Annotated in this window: 12 protein-coding genes; 7 read left to right on the forward strand and 5 right to left on the reverse strand. The window is 63.1% G+C overall.

Annotation, left to right across the window (positions count from 1 at the left end):
- The first annotated feature begins 24 nt into the window (after positions 1-24).
- Positions 25-660, forward strand: a complete 636-nt coding sequence (gene yfcF, locus ACOWVD_RS14790; protein WP_004937171.1) for a glutathione transferase — start codon at positions 25-27, stop codon at positions 658-660.
- Between the two features lie 73 nt (positions 661-733).
- Here the strand turns inward: yfcF and ACOWVD_RS14795 are convergent, their stop codons facing one another.
- The 3 genes from ACOWVD_RS14795 to ACOWVD_RS14805 are packed head-to-tail and all read right to left on the reverse strand — an operon-like array spanning position 734 to position 4,766.
- Positions 734-1,975, reverse strand: coding sequence for an aromatic amino acid transport family protein (locus tag ACOWVD_RS14795; protein ID WP_049241491.1), 1,242 nt, complete (start codon positions 1,973-1,975; stop codon positions 734-736).
- 58 nt (positions 1,976-2,033) lie between these two features.
- Entirely contained in the window at positions 2,034-3,488 is a 1,455-nt protein-coding gene (locus ACOWVD_RS14800; protein ID WP_049241489.1) for an NAD-dependent succinate-semialdehyde dehydrogenase, read from the reverse strand.
- Positions 3,489-3,500: 12 nt separating this feature from the next.
- Positions 3,501-4,766, reverse strand: coding sequence for a 4-aminobutyrate--2-oxoglutarate transaminase (locus tag ACOWVD_RS14805; protein ID WP_421105641.1), 1,266 nt, complete (start codon positions 4,764-4,766; stop codon positions 3,501-3,503).
- A gap of 121 nt (positions 4,767-4,887) precedes the next feature.
- Between ACOWVD_RS14805 and ACOWVD_RS14810 the strand changes: the two genes are divergently transcribed.
- The gene (locus ACOWVD_RS14810; RefSeq protein WP_197798902.1) at positions 4,888-6,360 is read left to right on the forward strand and encodes a PLP-dependent aminotransferase family protein; all 1,473 of its coding nucleotides are present in this window, start codon (positions 4,888-4,890) and stop codon (positions 6,358-6,360) included.
- Between the two features lie 22 nt (positions 6,361-6,382).
- Here ACOWVD_RS14810 and ACOWVD_RS14815 read toward each other — a convergent pair whose 3' ends face one another.
- Positions 6,383-8,002 (reverse strand): ABC-F family ATP-binding cassette domain-containing protein, encoded by a 1,620-nt coding sequence (locus tag ACOWVD_RS14815; RefSeq protein WP_421105642.1) that lies wholly within the window; start codon positions 8,000-8,002, stop codon positions 6,383-6,385.
- 307 nt (positions 8,003-8,309) lie between these two features.
- On the opposite strand from ACOWVD_RS14815, the gene ACOWVD_RS14820 reads away from it, so the two are divergent.
- Entirely contained in the window at positions 8,310-10,331 is a 2,022-nt protein-coding gene (locus ACOWVD_RS14820) for an FAD-dependent oxidoreductase (protein WP_421105643.1), read from the forward strand.
- A gap of 194 nt (positions 10,332-10,525) precedes the next feature.
- Here the strand turns inward: ACOWVD_RS14820 and rlmG are convergent, their stop codons facing one another.
- Complete coding sequence (rlmG, locus tag ACOWVD_RS14825; protein WP_015379148.1) at positions 10,526-11,665, reverse strand: 23S rRNA (guanine(1835)-N(2))-methyltransferase RlmG; 1,140 nt, start codon at positions 11,663-11,665, stop codon at positions 10,526-10,528.
- Between the two features lie 230 nt (positions 11,666-11,895).
- On the opposite strand from rlmG, the gene ACOWVD_RS14830 reads away from it, so the two are divergent.
- From ACOWVD_RS14830 to ACOWVD_RS14845, 4 genes are read left to right on the forward strand one after another with little or no spacing between them, the layout of a single operon-like run.
- On the forward strand, positions 11,896-12,186 hold the full coding sequence (locus tag ACOWVD_RS14830) for a type II toxin-antitoxin system RelE/ParE family toxin (protein WP_048325546.1): 291 nt from the start codon (positions 11,896-11,898) through the stop codon (positions 12,184-12,186).
- 14 nt (positions 12,187-12,200) lie between these two features.
- Positions 12,201-12,524: a HigA family addiction module antitoxin gene (locus ACOWVD_RS14835; RefSeq protein ID WP_015379150.1), complete on the forward strand. Its 324-nt coding sequence runs from the start codon at positions 12,201-12,203 to the stop codon at positions 12,522-12,524.
- Positions 12,517-13,029: a M48 family metallopeptidase gene (locus ACOWVD_RS14840; RefSeq protein WP_016930176.1), complete on the forward strand. Its 513-nt coding sequence runs from the start codon at positions 12,517-12,519 to the stop codon at positions 13,027-13,029. The genes ACOWVD_RS14835 and ACOWVD_RS14840 overlap by 8 nt, the downstream gene beginning before the upstream one ends.
- Positions 13,030-13,078: 49 nt before the next feature.
- Complete coding sequence (locus tag ACOWVD_RS14845; protein ID WP_049241481.1) at positions 13,079-14,059, forward strand: Gfo/Idh/MocA family protein; 981 nt, start codon at positions 13,079-13,081, stop codon at positions 14,057-14,059.
- The last annotated feature ends 1 nt before the right edge of the window (position 14,060 follow it).

The raw sequence follows: 14,060 nt of genomic DNA on the forward strand, positions 1-14,060 counted from the left end.
CCCCTTAACCCCGAGGAACCGCCGATGTCTCAACCGATCACCGAGCTTTATACCGACAGTGAATTTTTCAGCCCGTACGCCATGTCCGCCTTTGTCGTGCTGACGGAAAAAGGCATTCCGTTCACCGTGAAGCCGGTGGATCTGGCGAAAGAAGAGAACAAAGAGGCAGCCTACGCGGCGCTGTCGCTCACCCGCCGGGTGCCGACGTTGGCGATCGGCGAGTTCCAGCTCTCGGAGTCTTCGGCGATCGCCGAATACCTGGAAGACATCCACCCGGCCCACGCCGTGTACCCGCGCGACGTGAAGCTGCGCGCCAAGGCGCGCGAGATCCAGGCCTGGTTGCGCAGCGATCTGCTGCCGATCCGCGCCGAGCGCTCGACCGAAGTGGTGTTCAACAACGGCAAGTTCCCGCCGCTGTCCGAAGCCGCGCAGGAGGCCGCGCGCAAGCTGATCGCCGCCGTGGAAAAGCTGTTGAGCCACGGGCAGGATAATTTGTTCAGGGAGTGGTGCATCGCCGACACCGATCTGGCGCTGATGCTCAACCGGCTGGTAATGCACGGCGATCCGGTGCCGGAGCGCGTGCGCCACTATGCGCACAAGCAGTGGCAGCGCCCGTCGGTGCAGGCCTGGCTGGCGCTGTCGGAAAAACGACGCGCCTGAGGAAAAAATCGGCGGCCACGACGCCGCCGTTCTCAATGCCGAGAAACAACATCACTGCTTGAGGGAAGGCAAATCACCATCCAGAGGGCAGATAGCCTAACAATGAAGCGATGGCGTACACCGCGCTGGCCAGGTACAGCAACACAATGCTGATCTGCAGCAGCGGGTGCGTGATCCAGTTGCACTGCCAGCGTGGGATCTGATCGCCGTGTTTGCGGGCGCCGCGCAGGATCAGCATCGGCATGATCGACAGGATCACCCCGCTGAACACCCCGGCGAAGTAGAGCGCGTTGACGAACGACACCAGCCCGCTGTAGGCCAGCGCGAACGGCGGCACCACCACCAGCAGCAGCACACCGAAGCGGCGCAGCGGCAGCTCGTCGTTGCCCAGCCGGAACTTGTCGAAGATATTGGTCAGGAAGCTGCCGCCCAATCCCCAGTACGAGGTCAGCATCGCGCACAGCGCGAAGATGTTGGCGGAGAAGAACGCCCACTGCCCCAGCGCCTGGCCCCAGGAAATGGTGGCCACATCGGAGATGTCATCCAGCCCGCTGAGCGCGATCACCGACATCGGCACCGCCGCCAGCAAAATGAAGGTCACGACCATGCCGACGATGATCGCCTTCGGCAGTTGCTCGGGCTTGTCGGCAAAGCCGCGCGCCATCTCCGGCACGATGTACTGCGCCGAGAAGCAGAACACCACCACGTTGAATACCGGCACCATATAGCGCCAGTCGCCGTCCAGCAGGTTGCGTATCTGGGTGGTGTCTTTCAGCAGCGTCGCCGCCACCAGCGCGGTCAACATCACCACCATGCCGATGCTGATGAACTTCTCGCCGCGGCCGATCGCTTTCAAACCGAGATAGAGCACGCCGGCGGCGGGCACGAAAAACAGCAGGCTGCCCAGCGCCGGCGAGATGCCGAACAGCGATTGCAGCAGCTTGCCGCTGCCGGTCATGTAGGCGGTAAGCGCCCCGACGCTGTTGACGCACACCGAAGCGAACATCAGCCAGGCGCCCAGGCCGCCGACGTAGCGCTTCGCCAGTCCGCTCAGCTGCAGATGCGCGCGGGTGCGCAGCGTAGATTCGGCAACGTACAGCATGGTGATGGTGGTCAGGCTCCCCACCAGCACCAGCCAAAACAGCAGCGGCAGAAAGCCGGCCTTGCTGGAGGCGTAGGCGATGGAGAGCACGCCGGCGCCGATGTTGGTGCCGACGATCATCGCCACCCCTTCGAGGAAACTTAACGATTTGGCGGGTGCAGGTGCTCGCACCCCGGCGGCAAGCGCCGGAGAAACAGAGATATTATCAGACATGCATCATCCTTTATCGCCCGGCGACGCTGGCCGCCGGGATGGGTTAACGTCCTGACGCTCAACGGCTTACATCGATACACAGGTATTTCAGCTCCAGATATTCTTCTATCCCGTAGCGCGATCCTTCACGCCCGAGCCCTGACTGTTTCACGCCGCCGAACGGCGCCACTTCGTTGGAAATCAGCCCGGTGTTGATGCCGACCATGCCGTACTCCAGCGCTTCCGGCACCCGCCACTGGCGCGCGGCGTTCTGCGTGAACAGATAGGCGGCCAGACCGAATTCGGTGTCGTTGGCCATGGCGATGGCTTCCGCCTCGTCATGGAAACGGAACAGCGGCGCCACCGGCCCGAAGGTCTCTTCTTTGGCGAAGCGCATCTTCTGCGTCACGCCGGTCACCACCGTCGGCTGGAAGAAGGTGCCGCCCAGCGCGTGCGGCTGGCCGCCGGTGGCGATCTGCGCCCCTTTGATCAGCGCGTCGTCGATGTGGCTCTGCACCTTCGCCACCGCATCGCTGTCGATCAGCGGCCCCTGAGTGGTGCCTTCCTGGCTGCCGTCGCCGACTTTCAACTGCTCGACCGCCGCCACCAGCTTCTCCGCCAGCCGCTCGTAGATGCCATCCTGCACGTAGATGCGGTTGGCGCACACGCAGGTCTGGCCGCTGTTGCGGAATTTGGAGGCCATGATGCCCGCCACCGCCGCGTCCAGATTGGCGTCGTCGAACACGATGACCGGCGCATTGCCGCCCAGCTCCAGCGACAGTTTCTTGATGCTCGGCGCGCACTGCGCCATCAGGATGCGGCCGACCTCGGTCGAGCCGGTAAAGCTCAGCTTGCGCACCACCGAGCTGTCGCACAACACCTTGCCCACCTGCGCCGCTTCGCCGGTCACCACCTGCAACACGCCGGCGGGAATGCCGGCGTCCTGCGCCAGCTTGGCCAGCGCCAGCGCGGTCAGCGGCGTTTGCTCGGCCGGTTTGACGATGATGGCGCAACCGGCCGCCAGCGCCGGCGCCACCTTGCGGGTGATCATCGCCGCCGGGAAGTTCCACGGGGTGATGGCCGCGCACACGCCGATCGGCTGCTTCACCACCACCAGGCGCTGCGAAGCCTGCGGCGCCTGCAATACCGCGCCGTCCACCCGCTTGGCCTCTTCGGCGAACCAGGTGATGAACGACGCGGCGTAGGTCACTTCGCCGCGCGCTTCCGCCAGCGATTTGCCCTGCTCGGCGGTCATCAGCTGCGCCAGATCTTCCTGCGCGGCCAGCACCTTATCAGCCCAGGCCAACAGCAGCGCGGAACGCTGCTTGGCGGTCAGCTGTTTCCAGTCGTTTTGCGCCCGCTGCGCCGCCGCGATCGCCTGTTGGGTTTCCTCTTCGCTGACCAGCGGAATGCTGGCCAGTTCGGCGCCGGTGGCCGGGTTGATCACCGCTTCGCGCTTGCCGCTCAGGGCGTCGCACCATTCGCCGTTGATCAGACACTGGCTGCGCAACAGCTCGGGATTGTTCAATTTCATGCCGTTCGCTCCTTAGTGGGCCAGCGCGCGGGACAGGATGCCCATCGCCTTGGTGAACTGATCGTCCGGGATAGTCAGCGGGTAGAGGAAGCGGATCACGTTGCCGTTCACGCCGCAGCTCAGCAGCAGCAGCCCTTCCTCCATCGCCTTCTGCTGCACCTGACGGGTGATATCGGCTGAAGGTTTACCGGTAGCCGGATCGTTGAACTCCACCGCCACCATCGATCCCTGCGCGCGCACATCGGCGATCGCCGGGCTGGTTTTGCGCGCCTGCTGGAGCACTTCCACCAGGTGCTGACCCAAGCGCTGAGCGCGCTGGCACAGTTGCTCCTCTTCAATCACGTCCAGCACCGCGTGCGCGGCGGCCACCGCCAGCGGGTTACCGGCGTAGGTGCCGCCCAGCCCACCCGGCGCCGGCGCGTCCATCACCTCGGCGCGGCCCGCCACCGCCGACAGCGGCATGCCGCCCGCCAGGCTTTTCGCCATGGTGATCAAATCGGGCTTAACGCTGTAGTGTTCCATGGCGAACAGCTTGCCGGTGCGGGCGAAGCCGGTCTGCACTTCGTCGGCGATCAGCAGAATGCCGTGCTGGTCGCACAGCGCGCGCAGCGCCTGCATGAAATCGGCCGGCGCCACGTTGAAGCCGCCCTCGCCCTGCACCGGCTCCAGCACGATCGCCGCCACCTGCTTGGGATCGATATCCGCTTTAAACAGGCGGTCCAGGCTGTTCATCGCGTCTTCGGTGGTCACGCCGTACAGCGCGTTCGGGTACTGGCCGTGGAACACCGAGCCGGGGAATGGGCCAAAGCCCAGTTTGTAAGGCGCCACTTTGCCGGTCAGCGCCATGGTCATGTAGGTGCGGCCGTGGAAACCGCCGCCGAAGGTGATCAACCCCGGGCGGCCGGTGTAAGCGCGGGCGATCTTCACCGCGTTTTCCACCGCTTCCGCGCCGGTGGTGAAGAAGGCGGTTTTACACGGACCGGCGATCGGCGCGCGTTGGTTGATGCGCTCCACCAGAGAGACATAGCTTTCGTAAGGAACGATCTGATAGGCGGTGTGAGTGAAGGCCTGCAGCTGCTTTTCAATTGCGGCGATCACTTTCGGGTGACGGTGCCCGGTGTTCAGCACGGCGATCCCCGAAGCAAAGTCGATCACTTCTTTGCCTTCCACATCCCACAGCGTGGCGTTCTCTGCGCGCTCGGCGTAAAAACCACACATCACGCCCACTCCGCGCGGGGTGGCGTCCTGACGGCGTTGGTTCAATTCTGCGTTTTTCATGCTGTTCTCTCCGGTCGGTGCCAGTTACACGTTTCGTTCACATTCGTGAAACAATGCCGTTTATTTACACAGGATGTGGCCCTATAATCGAGTGCCAGTTACGAATAATTGAGGGATCCAATTGCGCTCATTGAGTGGTGATCTGTTGCTGCAGCGCCTCGGCGAACAGCCTGATGACAAACTGCACAAGCGGCTTTACAACGCGATCCGCACCAGCATTCTCGACGGCAGTCTGCCGCCCTCCAGCCGCCTGCCCGCCTCGCGCGACCTGGCGCAGGAGCTCAGCCTGTCACGCAACACCGTGTTAACCGTTTATGAACAACTGTTGGCAGAAGGCTACGTGTCGGCGCGCGCCGGCAGCGGCACCTTCGTCGCTGACACGGTGCCGGACAGCTGCCTGTCCACCGGCGGCGCCCCGGCGGACGGCAGCGGGCAACCGCGGCGCGTCGAACTGTCGGAGCGCGGCGCCACGCTGCTGCACCACGCCAGCGCCAGCCCCAAACAATGGGGGGCATTCATTCCCGGCGTGCCCGACGTCAACGCCTTTCCTCATCAGCTGTTCAGCAAGATCCAGGCGCGCCTCAGCCGCCGCCCGGCGCCGCAGCGGCTGACCTACAGCAATCAGGGCGGCAGCCCGGAGCTGCAGCATGCGTTGGTGGAGTATTTGCGGGTGGCGCGCTCGGTACGCTGCTCGCCGGAACAGATCCTGATCACCGAGGGCATCCATCAGGCGATCGATCTGGTGACGCGCATGTTGTGCAATCCGGGGGATGACGCCTGGATCGAAGAGCCGGGCTATTGGGGGATCCGCAATATCCTGCGCATCAATGCGCTGAACATCTGCCCGCTGGCGGTAGACGAGGCCGGGCTGGTGCCGCCGGAGCAGCCGACCAACCCACCGCGGCTGATCTTCGTCACCCCGTCGCACCAGTATCCGCTCGGCTCGGTGATGAGCCTGGCGCGCCGCCAACGGCTGCTGGCGCTGGCGCGCAACGCCGGCGGTTGGATCGTCGAGGACGACTACGACAGTGAATTCCGCTTTTCCGGCCAGCCGATCCCGGCGTTGCAAGGGCTGGAAGCCGACGCGCCGGTGATCTATATCGGCACCTTCAGCAAAACGCTCTACCCGGCGCTGCGCCTCGGCTATGTGGTGTTGCCGCCGCCGCTGGTGCAGGCGCTGAAAACCGCCCATGCCGAGCTGTACCGCGGCGGGCACCTGCTGATCCAGAGCGCGCTGGCGGAGTTTATTCAGGCGGGGCACTACACGGCGCATATCCGCCGCATGCGGTTGCTGTATGCCCGGCGGCGCGCCTTCCTGACCGGGTTGATCGAACAACATCTCGGCAAGCAGGCGCTCAGCGAATTCAACAGCAACGCCGGTTTGCACCTGATCCTCAACCTGCCGGACGAGGCCGACGACGTGGCGATCGCCGCCGCCGCCGGCGCGCGCGGGGTGCTGGTGCGGCCGCTGTCGCGCTACTATATGCAGCCCAACCGCCGGCGCGGCCTGCTGATGGGCTTTGCCTGCGTGCCGGAAGAGCAAATGGCCGCCGCCTTCACCCAGCTGCTGGCGTGCATCAACGCCCCGCACTAGGTCAGATCGCCGCCCGCCTGCCTCACCAGGCCTGAAGCCGCCAGCCGTCCGCTTGCCTGTTCAGGCGGTGCGTCGGCCTCAGCGCCTGCAGGAAGTCTTCGTCGTGCGACACCACCAGCATCGCGCCGGGGAAATCCGCCAGCGCGGTTTCGATCGCCAGCGACGACGCCAGATCCAGGTGGTTGGTCGGCTCGTCGAGCAACAGAAGCTGCGCCGGTTGTCGCCGCCACAGCGCGCAGGCCAGCGCCGCCTTCAAGCGTTCACCGCCGCTCAGCGAGCCCAGCGACAACGCGATGCGATCCGCGCCAAGCTGCAGCTGCGCCAGCCGGGTGCGCAACGCCCCTTCCGCCAGCGGCGAATCCTGTAGCCCCAGATGTTCCATCACCGACAGGCCCGGATCGAGCTGCGACAGGGTTTGATCGAGGTAGGCCGTCGACAGCGGGCAATGACAATGGCCGGAAAGCGCCGCCAACTGCCCGAGAAGGGTCTTCAGCAAGGTGGATTTTCCGCAGCCGTTGGGGCCGGTCAACGCCACGCGCATCGGGCCGTCGATCCTCAAATCCAGCGGCGGCGCGCTGACGAACGGCAGTTGCAGCCGCTCGAGCACCAGCACCTGCTTGTTCGCGCTCACTTCACTGCCCGGCAACGCCAGCAACACCGGCGGTTCCTCCTCCACCCGCTGATAGGCTTCACGCACCGCCGCATCGAGGCTGTCGCGCCGATCCTGATGCTGTTTGCGCAGCGTGCCGAGGCTCTCCTTCGCCGCCGACTTGTAGGCCACCCGTTCGAAAGAGGCGATATTCAGCGTATCGACGACGCGCAGCGTTTGCGCCGAGCGCCGCTGGCTCATGTCGTGCTCTTTCTGTTGGCGAGCGCGGGTGCGGCGGCGCTCCTCGCGCGCATGCTCCAGATCGGCGCGCGCCGCCTGCTGCTCCGTATCGCGCTGGCGCCGGTAGTCCTCATAGTTGCCGCCGTAGCTGCGCAGCGCGCCGGGCGTCAGTTCGACGATGCGCTCCATGCGCCCCAGCAGCTGCCGGTCATGGCTGGCGATCAACAGCCCGCCCCGCCACTGATCCAGCTGCTGATACAGCCAGGCGCGGCCGGCGCTGTCGAGGTGGTTGGTCGGTTCGTCCAGCAGCAGAAAATCCGCCTCGCCGAGCAAGGCGCCGCACAGCGACGCGCGCATCCGCTCGCCGCCGCTCAGCGAACTGGCGGATCGCAACGGATCGAAGGCCGGCAACCCGGCGGCGGCAAAGGCGTTTTGCAGACGATCGTTGAGATCCCAGCGCCCTTCCAGACGATCGATATCGTCCGCCAACGGCCGCCCCTGCTCGAGACGCGCCAGCGCGGCGAACACCTCGCCGTAGCCCAACAGCTGGGCCAGCGTAGTGTGCGGCGCGATCTCCGGCTGCTGCGCAACGTAAACTACTGCGGCATGAGATTCAACGTGTCCATTGCCCGGCAGATCCAATCCGGCGATCAGGCGCAGCAGTTGGGTTTTGCCAACGCCGTTGCGCCCCACCAGGCCGCAGCGCGACCGATCAAAAACGAGTTCCAGCGGGCCGAACAGCGTTTCGCCGTCAGCAAATTGGCAGGTCAGTTGATGTAAAACGAAATAAGGGGACTGCGCTAAATGAGCCATAAGCACTCCTGAATGAGATCAAAACATCCCCACAGGGCGCGAGAGCGCACGGCGTGGGACCAGATATCAACAGGCGTGGTTGTTCATTTTCGGTTATGGCTCCGCAGAGAGAAGGAATTTGCAACGCGTAAAGGCTAACCGATCTTTTGTTCGTTATGCAAACAGAGTCTGAGATTCATGACATCTATCACATTCGGCGCAACGCAGATTCCCAAGCGGCGCGACAACGGCTAGATTTATCTCATCCGACCACTTGTGTTCACATAATTATAACAACGGGCCCCGATTTCACCCGATGGAGAGTGCAATGAGCAATTACCCTCACCTGCTGGCGCCGCTGGATCTCGGCTTCACCACCCTGAAAAACCGGGTGCTGATGGGATCGATGCATACCGGCCTGGAAGAGCTGCCCGACGGCCCGCAGCGCCTGGCCGCGTTCTATGCCGAGCGCGCCGCCGCCGGCGTGGCGCTGATCGTCACCGGCGGCATTGCCCCGAACGAACAGGGCGTGGTGTTTCGCGGCGGTTCGCTCCTCAACAGCGAGGCGCAATTGCCTCACCACCGCCCGGTGACCGAGGCCGTCCATCAGGCGGGCGGCAAAATTGCGCTGCAGATCCTGCACACCGGCCGCTACAGCTATCAACCCAAACTGGTGGCTCCTTCCGCGCTGCAGGCGCCGATCAACCCGTTTACGCCGAGCGCGCTCAGCGAAGCGGAGATTGAGCAAACCATCGCCGATTTCGCCCGCTGTGCGGCGCTGGCGCAGCAGGCCGGCTACGACGGCGTTGAGGTGATGGGTTCCGAAGGCTATCTGATCAACCAATTCTTGACGACGCGCACCAACCAGCGCGACGACCAATGGGGCGGCAGCTTCACCAATCGCATGCGCTTCGCCGTCGAGACCGTCAGGGCGGTGCGCCAGGCGGTGGGCCCGGAATTCATTTTGATCTACCGGCTATCGATGCTCGACCTGGTGGAAGACGGCTCCAGCTGGCAAGAGATCGAACAGCTGGCGCTGGCAGTCGAACAGGCGGGCGCCACCATTATCAATACCGGCATCGGCTGGCACGAAGCGCGTATTCCGACCATCGCCACCATGGTGCCGCGCGCCGGATTCAGCTGGGTGACCCGCAAGCTGATGGGCAAGGTCAGCATCCCGCTGATCACCACCAACCGCATCAACGATCCGGCGGTGGCCGAGCAGGTGCTGGCGGACGGCTGCGCCGATATGGTGTCGATGGCGCGCCCGTTCCTCGCCGACGCCGCCTTTGTGCAAAAAACCGCTGAAGGGCGCGCCGACGAGATCAATACCTGCATCGGTTGCAACCAGGCCTGTCTCGACCAGATTTTTGAAGGCAAGCTGACTTCCTGTCTGGTCAACCCGCGCGCCTGCCGCGAAACCGAAATGCCGCTGACGATGGCGGAAAAACCGAAAAAACTGGCGGTGGTCGGCGCCGGCCCTGCCGGGCTGGCCTTCGCCACCACCGCCGCCAGCCGTGGCCATCAGGTGACGCTGTTCGACGCCGCCGAGCAGCTCGGCGGCCAGTTCAACATCGCCAAGCAGATCCCCGGCAAGGAAGAATTCCATGAAACGCTGCGTTACTTCCGCCGCCAGCTGGCGCTGCGTGAAGTGACGGTCAGGCTGGGCGTCAAGGTCGAAGCGGCGGATTTAAGCGAATTCGATGAGGTGATCCTCGCCTGCGGCATCGTGCCGCGCACCCCGGACATCCCCGGCATCGGGCACGCCAAGGTGCTGAGCTATCTGGACGTGCTGCGCGATAAAAAACCGGTCGGCCAGCGGGTGGCGATCGTCGGCGCCGGCGGCATCGGCTTCGATACCGCCGAGTACCTCAGCCAGCACGGCGTGTCCAGCAGCCTGGATCAGGCGGAATTCAACCGCGAATGGGGCATCGACGGGCGCCTTGAACAGCGCGGCGGTCTGGCTGAGCAAGGCCCTCAGGCGCCACGCGCCGCCCGGCAAATCTATCTGTTGCAGCGCAAAACCAGCAAAGTGGGCGAAGGCCTGGGCAAAACCACCGGTTGGATCCACCGCGCCAGCCTGGCGATGCGCGGCGTGAAGATGCTCAACAGCGTCAGCTATCGGCTGATCGACGACGAAGGGCTGCACATCACCCGCGCCGAGCAAGACAGCTGCCTGCCGGTGGACACGGTGGTCATTTGCGCCGGGCAGGAACCGCGCCGCGAACTGCAGCAGCCGCTGCTGGCGATGGGGAAAACCGTGCACCTGATCGGCGGCGCCGACGTGGCCGCCGAGCTGGACGCCCGCCGCGCGATCGATCAGGGTACGCGGTTGGCGATGGCGCTGTAAAAAAGGGGCGCCCGGCGCCCCTGATATTGATGACAAACCTCATCCCCATGCCGGGTTGGCAGAGAGCAGCGAATAGAGAACAAGGAAAATCAATTTATTGATTTTCGGCTGATATCCACAAAGGGGGAAAAACCACGCTTTTTCCCCCTTTGTCTACAGCCAGAGGGGCGCCCGGCGCCCCTTGTTATTCACGCTCAGCGACGCGCGCCGGATTTCACCGCTCTCAAGATCACGAACTTCTTGTTCGAGGCCACCAGCGTGCAGTTGCCGAACAGGCGCTTGAGCTTCTGATGGTAGTCGAGGTGACGGTTGCCGACGATGCGCAGTTCACCGCCCACCTGCAGGCAGCGCTTGGCGTCGCAGAACATCTGCCAGGCGGTGTGATCGGTAATGGCGTGTTGCTGGTGGAACGGCGGGTTGCACAGCACCGCCTGCACGCTTTCGCGCTCGATGCCCGCCAGCGCGTTGTTCACCTCAAACTGACAGCGATCCAGCTCTTGCGGCAGGTTGTGCTCCACGTTCAGCTCGCTGGAAGCCACCGCCATGTAAGATTCATCGACGAAGGTCACCTGCGCTTCCGGGTTTTGCGCCAGCGCCGTCAGGCCAATCACGCCGTTGCCGCAGCCCAGATCGACGATGTGGCCGTTCAGGCCGCGCGGCAGATGTTCCATAAACAGGCGCGCGCCGATATCCAGGCTGCCGCGCGAGAAGACGTTGGCGTGGTTATGGATAAGCCAATCGGTGCCGTCCAGCGTCCAGTCGGTGGTTTCCGCCGCTGCCGGCGGGACGATATCCGCCGCCTGGCAGAAGATCAGACGCGCTTTCTTCCACGCCAGGCTGGTGCGCGTCGGGCCCAGCACTTTTTCAAACAGCTGCATCGTCGAAGTGTGCACGTCGCGCGCTTTGGCGCCGGCGACGATCAGCGTGTCTTCGGTCACGACGTGGCGCAGCGCGCGCAGCTGCTGTTCCAGCAGCGCCAGCGCTTTCGGCACGCGAATCAGCACCACCGCCGGCGCCGCCGGCAGCTCGGCCAGGCTGTCCAGCAGCGTGACCTGCTCAGGATCCAGACCGTTGAGTTTGAGGTTGTGGCGCGTCGCCAGCTGGCTCATGTACGAATCGCTGACGCTGTAAGGGCGATGCGCGTGCAACGCACAGGCCAGGGTGCCGAAGTTATCGTTGAAAATCAGCACCGGGCGGCCGCCGATATCTACGTTTTCAAGCTGTTGCAGCAGATATTCGTCCGCCGCTTCCCACGCCTGCAGTTGGGTGGATTCTTCCTGTTGGGGATAACGCTCCAGCTCAAGTTGCTGTGTTCCCAGATCGAGTTGGCTCATTGCCCCTCCTGACTGATAAAATTTGGGCTGTTTATCCCCTAAAAACGCCCGTCAGTAAAATGTTTTTTCGGATAAATTGCGTATTGCGCCGCGTATCTGAAAACCCGCGTCCCTTTTCTCCTTTAACAACATTAACCTTTCCCTCCCAAGCACCCATGTCGACGTTTTTTTAACCTGACGAGGTGTAACTTTAAATGTTACACTGCCAGTCCCTATGGAAGGGGGAAAGCATGATTAAATCTTTCCGCGATCGCTATCTGGAGCAGTTCTATCTGGAAGGCAAACGCAGCCGTCTGATCCCCGGCGTGCTCGAGCGGCAGTTGGCCAGAAAGCTCGATATATTGGCCGCCGCGCAGCAAGAGCGTGATTTGCATCACCCCACGGGTAACTATTACAAGCGGCTATCCGGGCCATTTCAGGGATGGTCAAGTCTGCGCGTCAATATGCACTGGCGGCTGATGTTCCAGTGGCGGCATGATGCCGCTGAAAAAATTTACCTCGATCCTCACCAAGATACCTGAACGAGGGGGAACCTATGTTGGAAACCACGACTCGCGAACCCACCACGGTGGGGGAAGTGCTGCAGGAAGAGTATTTAACGCCGTTGGGCATCGGCCAGGAAGAACTGGCGAAGGTACTGGGCGTCACCCGTGCCACTGTTAACCGCCTGTGCAACGGGCATCGACGCATGAGCGTTGCCGAGGCCAACCTGTTTGCCGACCTGTTCGAAACGACCGCCGACTTTTGGCTAAACCTGCAGGCGGCACACGATCGCTGGGAAGCCAGACAGGCCGATGCGCAACGTGTGCGGCTGCGGCCAATCAAAGAAATACTGGGACGCAATATCACTCATGCATGACATCGAACTCGCCTACCTGCAAGGCTACCCAACGCATCTGCAAAGCCAGGTGCAGCAACTGATCCATCAGAATCGGCTGGGAGACGTGCTGCTGCAGCGCTATCCGCAGGTGCATGACTGCACCACCGACAAGTCGCTGTATCAGTTTACCGTCGATCTGAAAAACCAGTATCTGCGCAACGCCCAGCCGCTGAGCAAGGTGGCCTATGACAGCAAGATCCACGTCATGAAGCACGCGCTGGGCCTGCACACCGCCATCTCGCGCGTGCAGGGCGGCAAGCTGAAGGCCAAGGCGGAAATCCGCGTGGCGACGGTGTTCAAGGTCGCGCCTGAGCCGTTCCTGCGCATGATCGTGGTGCATGAGCTGGCGCATCTGAAAGAGAAAGATCACAACAAGGCGTTCTACAGCCTGTGCTGCCATATGGAGCCCGATTATCACCAGCTGGAGTTCGATACCCGGCTGTATCTGACGCACCTTTCGCTGTTCGGCGAGCTGTATGCATAGCGAGTGAGGGCGTGATAATCTGCGGTTTTAGGCTGGACCGGAGCTCGCTATGATTCGCTTTGCCGTTGTCGGCACCAACTGGATTACGGAACGTTTTATCGATGCCGCCCATGAAAGCGGCAAACTCAAGCTGAGCGCCGTGTATTCACGCTCGCTGGAACAGGCGCAGGCGTTTGGCGCCAACTATCAGGTCACGCAGTTTTTCGACTCGCTCGAGGCGATGGCGCAGTCTGACGCCATAGACGCGGTGTATATCGCCAGCCCCAATTCCCTGCACTGCCCGCAATCGCTGCTGTTCCTGCGCCATAAAAAGCACGTGATCTGCGAAAAACCGCTGGCCTCCAACCAGCGCGAAGCGGAACAGCTGGTAGCCTGCGCGCGGGAAAACCAGGTGGTGCTGTTCGAGGCGTTCAAAAGCGCCTATCTGCCGAATTTTCTGGCGCTGCAACAGGCATTGCCGAACGTCGGCCGGTTACGCAAAGCCTTTATCAACTACTGCCAATACTCTTCGCGCTATCCGCGTTATCTCGCCGGCGAGAACCCCAACACCTTTAACCCGCAGTTCTCCAACGGCTCAATCATGGATATCGGCTACTACTGCCTGGCCAGCGCGGTAGCGCTGTTCGGCGCGCCGCAGTCGGTGCTCGCCAGCGCCACACTGCTCGATACCGGCGTTGACGCCCACGGCACCGTCTGCCTGAACTACGGTGATTTCGACGTCACGCTTTCCCATTCCAAGGTCAGCGACTCGGCGATCCCCAGCGAGATCCAGGGGGAGGAAGGCACGCTGATTATCGACAAGATTTCCGAGTGCCAGGGCGTGGCGCTGACGCCGCGCGGCGGCAACCGCCAGGATCTGAGCCAGCCGCAGCACATCAACACCATGCTGTATGAGGCGCTGGCCTTCGCCGAGCTGGTTGAGCAGCATCAGGTGGAACATCCGGGACTGGAGAATTCGCTGATCGTCGCCCGCCTGCTGACCGATATCCGCCGCCAGACCGGCGTCGTCTTCCCCGCCGACGGAGAATGAG

Origin of the sequence: Serratia sp. SA088 (assembly GCF_049065515.1) — a bacterium.
GTDB lineage: Bacteria > Pseudomonadota > Gammaproteobacteria > Enterobacterales > Enterobacteriaceae > Serratia > Serratia nematodiphila.